General features: G+C 61.5%; 6 protein-coding genes. 1 reads left to right on the forward strand and 5 read right to left on the reverse strand.

Annotated elements, in window-relative coordinates:
* Positions 1-2: 2 nt before the first annotated feature.
* The 5 genes from D1641_RS14755 to D1641_RS14775 form a co-directional block, all read right to left on the reverse strand.
* Positions 3-407, reverse strand: a complete 405-nt coding sequence (locus tag D1641_RS14755) for a serine proteinase (protein WP_201757384.1) — start codon at positions 405-407, stop codon at positions 3-5.
* A gap of 176 nt (positions 408-583) precedes the next feature.
* Positions 584-1,930, reverse strand: a complete 1,347-nt coding sequence (locus tag D1641_RS14760; protein WP_160667014.1) for a uracil-xanthine permease family protein — start codon at positions 1,928-1,930, stop codon at positions 584-586.
* A gap of 189 nt (positions 1,931-2,119) precedes the next feature.
* The gene (locus tag D1641_RS14765; RefSeq protein ID WP_160667016.1) at positions 2,120-2,797 is read right to left on the reverse strand and encodes a TIGR01906 family membrane protein; all 678 of its coding nucleotides are present in this window, start codon (positions 2,795-2,797) and stop codon (positions 2,120-2,122) included.
* Between the two features lie 187 nt (positions 2,798-2,984).
* Positions 2,985-4,736, reverse strand: coding sequence for a carbon starvation protein A (locus tag D1641_RS14770; RefSeq protein WP_160667018.1), 1,752 nt, complete (start codon positions 4,734-4,736; stop codon positions 2,985-2,987).
* A 20-nt stretch (positions 4,737-4,756) separates the two neighbouring features.
* Positions 4,757-5,275: a hypothetical protein gene (locus D1641_RS14775; protein ID WP_160667020.1), complete on the reverse strand. Its 519-nt coding sequence runs from the start codon at positions 5,273-5,275 to the stop codon at positions 4,757-4,759.
* 254 nt (positions 5,276-5,529) lie between these two features.
* On the opposite strand from D1641_RS14775, the gene D1641_RS14780 reads away from it, so the two are divergent.
* Positions 5,530-6,072 (forward strand): hypothetical protein (locus D1641_RS14780; protein ID WP_160667022.1); only part of this gene is annotated, 543 nt, incomplete at its 3' end.

The raw sequence follows: 6,072 nt of genomic DNA on the forward strand, positions 1-6,072 counted from the left end.
TCTTATTCCGGCTTATCCTCGCCGCACTCACAGCCGCACCCGCAGACAGTGGGGGCCTCCTCCGCCGTCTCGGCAGCGGCCTCAACGGTCTCCACAGGCTCAGCCTCCTCAGCGGGGTCTCCGGGCTGCTTCAGCTCCGCAATACGCTCGTTGTTTGTCTCAATTACGGCCTTGGAAGCGGTGATCCGCTCGCAGACGGCGGCATAGGCCCCGTCGGGGGCGGCGCCCTGCTCGGCGTAATACAGCTTGCCGATCTCCAGGTAGGCCTTCTTGATGGCGTCCTCCTCGGCCATATTGGCGGTTTTCAGCTTGGCAATCTCGGCCAGCCGCTTGGACTGGGCGACGCCCGCCTGAGCCAGGTCAGTGGCTTTGTCCTTCAAGCTCTCAAACGTACTCTTAAAATCCATGGTGTAACCTCCTTAAATTACGGTTTCCCGCCTTCTGCCCCTATTCTATCCGATTTCTCCTCCATGCGCAAGAGGCTCCCACTATATTTAATGATTTTTTCATCTCAAGTACACGCTATTTTCATCGAATCGACAAAAGGCACCACCGCCCTGCGGCGGGACCGGCCTTCGGGCCGTCAATACCGGCCGAAGTCGCCGGAGCGGCCCTGGGTTACGTCGGAGCCAAACTGATAGTCCTTGCCGGGGAGGATGGCGTTGAGGGCGATGCCCGCGATGGCGGCGATTGCCAGGGAGGTGAGGGTGATGTCGGTGCCGCCCACATGGAAGGTGAGGCCGGAGAACTCGTTGCCGAAGCCCCAGATCTTGAAGCCCAGGCCGCACACCATGATGACGGCGGCGATGATGAGGTTCCGGGAGTTGGTAAAGTCCACCCGGTTCTCCACCACGTTGCGCACACCGATGGCGGAGATCATGCCGTAGAGGATGAAGGACACGCCGCCGATGATGGCGGTGGGGATGGAGTTGATCACGGCGGCGAACTTGGGGGAGAAGGACAGAATCACCGCGTAGACCGCCGCCAGCCGGACCACCTTGGGGTCAAAGACCTGGGACAGCTCCAGCACACCGGTGTTCTCGCCGTAGGTGGTGTTGGCCGGGCCGCCGAACAGGCCCGCCAGGGAGGTGGCGACGCCGTCGCCGATGAGGGTGCGGTGCAGGCCCGGGTCCTCGATGAAGTTCTCCTCCACCGTGGCGGAGATGGCAGACATGTCGCCGATGTGCTCCATCATGGCGGCCAGGGCGATGGGGGCCATGACCAGAATGGCGGTAAGGTCAAACTTGGCCAGGACAAAGGGTTGGATGCCCACTGCTTTGGCGGCGGCCACGGTGGAGAAGTCCACCTGATTGGTGACCAGGGCCACCGCGTAGGGGACCAGCACACCCAGGAGGATGGGGATAATCTTAATCATGCCCCTGCCCCAGATGTTGGCGGCCACGATGACCGCCATTGCCAGGACGGCCAGCCACCAGTTGGTGGAGGCGTTGTTGATGGCGCTGGGGGCCAGGGACAGGCCGATGAGGATAATGATGGGGCCGGTTACCACCGGGGGCAGGAAGCGCATCACCTTATGGACGCCCACCGCCTTAATCAGCCCGGCCAGGGCCAGATAGAGCAGACCGGCCACCACAATGCCCCCCAGGGCGTAGGGCAGCTTCTCCTCTCCGGACATGCCGGCGTAGATGCCGGAGTCCAGCTCGGCCACGGCGGCAAAGCCGCCCAGATAGGCGAAGGAGGAGCCCAGAAAGGCGGGCACCTTCATCCTGGTACACACGTGGAAAAACAGGGTGCCAATGCCGGCAAAAAACAGGGTGGTCTGGATGGACAGGGGCAGGCCGTATCCGTTGACCAGAATGGGCACCAGAACAGTTGCCCCGAACATGGCAAACATATGCTGCAGGCCCAGAATCAGCATCTTGGGCAGGCCCAGCTGCCGGGCGTCGCGAATGGGTTGGTTGTTGTTCATTTCTGTCTCCTTTCTCTCTCGCACAAAAAAAGACGATTCCAAAAGAACCGTCAGCAGCAAACAGAAACAGCGGAAACATCAAGGGTCAGACGCAGCTCCACCTGAATAAACATGACAATCCCTCTCTTTCTGTTCCGGAGCATTATAACAGAAACCGGCCGGCTCCGCAAGGGGGACCGGCCGGCTTTTTCACTTTTGGCAATTTCTACAAATTCCCCCTCTCCTCCCGGCCCACAGGTCGCCGGCGATGAGGACGGCGCACCACAAAAGCAGCAGGGCCAGGATCAGCAGGGCGCAGTTGCGGAAGAAGTCCTGGGGCAGAAAGAGGATGATGGGGTCGGTCTGCCAGTCAAAGATCCAGTTGACCTTGCCGGGAAAGAAGATGCTGTGGAAGATGACGAAGGCCCGGTCGAAGTCCAGGGCGGCCAGCCCGCCCACCGTCAAAAAGGCAGCTCCCAGCCCCGCCGCCGCCCACAGCCCAGGACCCCGGCCCAGGAACCGGTGGGGGCGCACCCTTTTCATTTTGCAGAGCGCCAGCGTCCCCAGCAGGAGGACCAGCGCAGCAATCAGCACCCGCAGCTCCAGCAGGAACAGCTCCCGCACGTCGGCAAAGTGGTCCGCCCCCGACTGGGAGAAGGCCAGCACCCCGGCGGAGAAGTCCTCCCGCCTTCCCAGACAGAAATCCATCATCTCGTCGTAGGCGGTCTCGATCTCCTCCCGGCTCAGCCCCCAGGCCTCCAGGCCCAGGGGGCTAATGTGGGCGTAGTAAAAGCTCCGGCACAGCAGGGGCACAGCGATGGAGCCCGTCAGCACCACCAGGGCAATCAAAAGGGACAGGGCAACGGACAGGATCTTGCTGGTTTTCATAGGATCACCTTCGGTTGATTTTGTAGGGGGCGGTCTCTGTGCCGCCCCGCTGGTATGGAATAAGGAAAACGGGCCGGCACGGAGACCAGCCCCTACATTCTAGCACAAAAAAACATTCCAGGCAATCAGAAAGCGGGCCCGATATTTCGGACCCGCTTTTTGCTCTGTTTGGATGGAACAGGAAATTTTAGGCCTTCTTCTTGCCCTTGCCGAAGATAGTCATGCAGCCCTCGACGGCCAGCACGATAGCCAGCACGAAGAGCAGGGAGCCCAGGATGGCCTGAGCGTAGGTGCCCCAGTCCACCTTGGCCAGCACCTCGGGGTTGCTGCTTGTAATCATGCCGATGCGGGCGGTGACGGTCTGGAACAGGGAGGTCAGGGTGACAATGAGCATAAAGCCCATGGGGATGTAGAACATCTTGTTGTTCCGGCCGATGTTGCCCAGCCAGGCGCAGACGGTGAGCAGGGCCAGAGCGGCCAGCAGCTGGTTGGCGGCGCCGAACAGGGGCCAGATCTTGCTGTAGCCGGTCATGCCCAGGCCGACGCCCAGCACCACGGTGATGGCGGTAGCCACCAGGGGGTTGCACAGGACAGCCTTGAAGCCGGTGACATCCTTATAGGTCTCGCCGGGCTTGAGCCAGAACTCCTGGAACATGTACCGGGCCAGACGGGTGGCGGTGTCCAGAGAGGTGAGGCAGAAGGCGGACACGGTGAGGACCAGCAGGGAGGCAACGGTGGTCTGGGTGGCCTCCAGGCCGGGGATGGAGGCTACCATCCGGGAGATGCCGGTGGCAAAGACCTGGGTGGGAACGCGGATGTCACCGGCCAGGTACTCCTGCCAGATGAAGGAGACGGCGGCCAGGGAGATCAGGGCCAGGGCGCACTCGATGAGCATACCGCCGTAGGCGATGGGCTTGGCGTCCCGCTCGTGGTCCAGCTGCTTGGCGGTGGTGCCGGAGCCCACCAGGGAGTGGAAGCCGGAGATGGCGCCGCAGGCGATGGTGACGAACAGGGCGGGGAACATGGTGCCCAGGGAGGAGGCGCTGATGGTATCCACCCAGCCGGTGAAGGCGGGCATGTCATTGTGGGCGGCGTCCGCGCCGGTGAGGCCCGCGCCAATCACGCCCACGGCGGCAATGACCATCATGCCGTAGAGCAGGAAGGAGGACAGGTAGTCACGGGGCTGGAGCAGAATCCACACCGGGGCCACCGAGGCGATAAGGATGTAAACGGCGATGATCCACATCCAGGCGGTGTTGGACAGGTAGATGGGGTGGAAGTTCAGGCCGATGACCAGGCAGATGACAATGCCAATCACGCCGGCCACAGTGGCCACCGACAGGGGCGCGCCCCGGCGGTAGACCAGCAGTCCGAAGACAATAGCCATCAGGATGAACAGAATGGAGATCATAGCCACGGAGGCGTTGGTGGCGGAGGCGGCCATATCCACAGCGCCGGTATCGGTGTACTTGGCCTCGAAGGTGCCGGCCACGATGGAGGCAAAGGCGGCCACCACCAGCACCAGGGTCAGGTAGGAAAAGACCAGGAAGAGCTTCTTGGCCCGCTCGCCGATGTTGACGGCCACCACCTCGCCCAGGGACTGGCCCTTGTGACGGATAGAGGCGAACAGGGCGCCGTAGTCATGGACGGCTCCGAAGAAGATGCCGCCGATGAGGACCCACAGCACCACAGGCACCCAGCCAAAGACGGCCGCCTGGATGGGGCCGTTGATGGGGCCGGCGCCGGCGATGGAGGAAAAGTGGTGTCCCATCAGGACAGGGGCTTTGGCAGGGACGTAGTCCATGCCGTCCTCCAGCTCATGAGCTGGGGTGGTCTTGGCATCGTCCACGCCCCACTGCTTGGCAAGCCAGCCGCCGTAGAAGATATAGCCTACGACCAGGATGGCGATGCCAACGATGACAACTAACATTGCGTTCATTAGGGTTTCTCCTCTCCTATTTAATTTGCAGAGATAATGCGGTCCGTCAGCCGTTTCAGGTCCTTTGCCAGGGCTTTCCCGGCCCGGTTGGCGGTGATTTCGCCGGTGGACAGGTCCACGGCGGCTATTCTGAACTCCATCCATCCATGGAGCGATAGCTTATACTCCCGGCGCTTCTTCAGCCCTTTCAGCCGGGCGAGGGCGTCCGGGTCGGCGCTGTCATACAGCGCCACGGCGGTCAAATAGGTATACATATGCTGGCCGTGGGGCTTTACCCGGGGCTCTCCGTCGGCCAGGGTGCGCTGGAAAATGGCATCCACCATGCCGGCGTCCAGCCGGCCCGCGTCCCAGAGATAGAGGTACTCGTGATTCTCCGCCGCCCACAGCTCCGCCTTCTTCACCAGCACATACTGGCTGTCCCGGGTGTGATAGGCGCACAGGGCCTTCAGGGCCGTGCCGTCGCTGATTTCCTCAATGTCGTAGTAGGCGGCGTAAACACCCTTCAGCCGGTTCAGGACACTCTCGCTGAGCTGAGACACTTGCGTTCCTCTCTCTCCCCCGCCCTTCCGGCGGGACTTTATGAATAAATTATGAAGCAATGTTATCATAACAGATAAGAGCGCTTTTTACAAGGAATTTTTTTGGTGAATATCCATAAAATCCATCCGTGTATCCTGTCGTTTTTTGCTCCGGGGCCAGAATCCCCTCCGTTCAGCTCCGTTGACAACCACACCGGGATTCAGTAAAATGGGGACACAGCTGTCTACCATGCTTTTGTCAGGAGGTGTTCGCTTTGGACCGCGCCGCAGCCAAATTCTCCCCGCTCCAGGAAAAATGGGGCCGGCTGGCCGCCCCCTCTCTTTTTTTACTGGCTGTTATATACTATGAGGAGCTGTTCCTGAAAATTTACTGCTTCCGCGCCCTGACCCCGGAGGGGGCCGTCTTTACCTTTTTATTCACCCTGCCTGTGGCCCTGCTGCTGGGCCTGCTGTGCGGAGGGACCGCACCCCGCCGGGGGCGGGTGCTGCTCCCCCTGTGCACCGCCCTGGCCTCCCTGTGGATCGGGACACAGGTGGTCTATTTTCACATGTTCAAAACCTTTCTGTCCCTCTTCTCCCTGACCAAAATGACTATGGTAGCCAAGTCCTTTGGGGAGACGGCGGTGGGCAACGTGCTGGCCAGCTGGTTCCCCATCACCATGATGGCCGCCCCCACAGTGCTGGCCATCGTGTATCGAAAGCGGCTCATCTCCGACCGGGCGCTGGCCCCGGGACTGCGCCCGCGCTGGGCGGCCATGGCCGCCGCCGTCCAGCTGGCTGCCCTGGGGCTGGTGCTG

This window comes from Colidextribacter sp. OB.20, from assembly GCF_009911595.1.
GTDB lineage: Bacteria > Bacillota > Clostridia > Oscillospirales > Oscillospiraceae > Lawsonibacter.